The organism is Pseudorhodobacter sp. (genome assembly GCF_030452865.1).
GTDB lineage: Bacteria > Pseudomonadota > Alphaproteobacteria > Rhodobacterales > Rhodobacteraceae > Pseudorhodobacter.
This window is the reverse complement of sequence record NZ_JAKDLJ010000565.1, coordinates 1-1,733: the sequence shown is the minus strand read 5'-3', so window position 1 is coordinate 1,733 and position 1,733 is coordinate 1. Positions and strand designations below refer to the sequence as shown.

The window sequence follows — 1,733 nt, the reverse complement described above, 5'->3', positions numbered from 1 at the left end:
AGGGCAAATGGGCCAATACACTGCGGCTGTGGGGGGCAAAGCCGACAACGCTCTTTGATCTGGAGCGGTTCAATCGCGGTGACTACGCCGCTGCGGCAGAGCCGGAGGCGCTGGCCCGCACATTGTCGCGCGTGCTTTACCCCGATGACACCACCTATCAGGGCAAGGAACTGCGCCTGAAACAGGAGTTTTTCCTGACCTCCGCAGCACTACAAGACATCCTGCGCCGCCATATCGCCGCCGGTCTGGACATCCGCGCCTTGCCGAAACACGTTGCGATCCAGATGAATGATACCCATCCCGCCATCGCCGGGCCGGAACTGATCCGCCTGATGATGGACGAACACGGGCTGGCGTTTGATGATGCGATGGAGACGGCCCGCGCCTGCCTTGGCTACACAAATCATACGCTGTTGCCCGAGGCGTTGGAGCGGTGGTCCACCTTCACCTTCGGCACCGTGCTGCCGCGCCATATGCGAATTGTCGAACGCATCGACGAGGCGCATCGCCGTGCGCATCCGGGCCGGCCTGACCATATCGGCATCGTCAAGAACAATGAGGTGAAGATGGGTGAATTGGCCTTCATAAACGCGCATCGGGTCAAAGGCGTCTCGGCGCTGCATTCGGATCTGGTCAGCCAGAACCTGTTTCCGGAACTCGCGGCGCTGCATCCGGGGCGGATCATCAATGAAACCAATGGCGTAACGCCGCGCCGTTGGCTGCGCATGGCAAACCGGCCCTTGGCGGGGTTGATCACCGAGACGATTGGTGAGGGGTGGGAGGATGATCTCGACCGTCTGAAACGGCTGGAGCCGCATGTCGAAGACGCTGGTTTCCGCAGGGCGTTTGATGCGGCCAAACGGCAGAACAAAGCTGCGCTGGCAGATTGGCTGGCGGCGGATTGCGCTGTGACGGTGAACCCGGACGCGCTGTTTGACGTGCAGATCAAGCGTATCCACGAATACAAACGCCAGCTTTTGAACGTGCTTGAAACCATCGCCCGCTTTCAGGCGATAAAGCGTAACCCGAACGGGCCATGGGTGCCGCGCGTGAAAATCTTTGGCGGCAAGGCTGCTCCGGGCTATGCTGTGGCAAAGGAAATTATACACCTTATCAATGATGTCGCATCCATTGTTAATGTTGACCCACAAGTGGGCGATTTGCTGAAAGTGGTTTATCCGGCAAATTACAACGTCTCCATGGCCGAACGTCTGATCCCGGCGTCGGACCTGTCAGAACAGATTTCCACCGCCGGGATGGAAGCCTCTGGCACCGGAAATATGAAGTTCATGATGAACGGCGCACCGACCATCGGCACGCTTGACGGCGCGAATGTGGAGATTTTGCGGGAGGTCGGGGCGGATAATTTCTTTCTCTTTGGCCTGACCGCTGCCGAAGTCGAAAAACGTCGCGAAAACCCGGAGCAGTCGCGCGATGCGATCAACCAAAGCCAGACCTTGCAGAACGTGCTGCAAGCCCTTGCGGAAGGTCAGTTTTCACCCGGTCAACCCGACCGCTATGTCGGCCTGGTGGATCGGGTCTGGCATCACGACTATTTCCTCGTCGCCGCTGATTTCGACGCCTATCTCAGCGCACAGGCGCAGGTCGATCTGGCCTATGCTGACCGGGACCGCTGGCTGCGCATGGCGGCATTGAATACCGCCCGCTCCGGTTTCTTTTCCTCTGACCGCACAATCCGTGGTTATATGGCGGATATCTGGTCGATTGAACCG

At 58.9% G+C, this 1,733-nt stretch carries 1 protein-coding gene; it reads left to right on the top strand.

All coding sequences use genetic code 11. From position 1 onward, the window contains the following. Positions 1–1,733 (top strand): glycogen/starch/alpha-glucan phosphorylase (locus L0H65_RS19455; protein WP_301460835.1); only part of this gene is annotated, 1,733 nt, incomplete at both ends.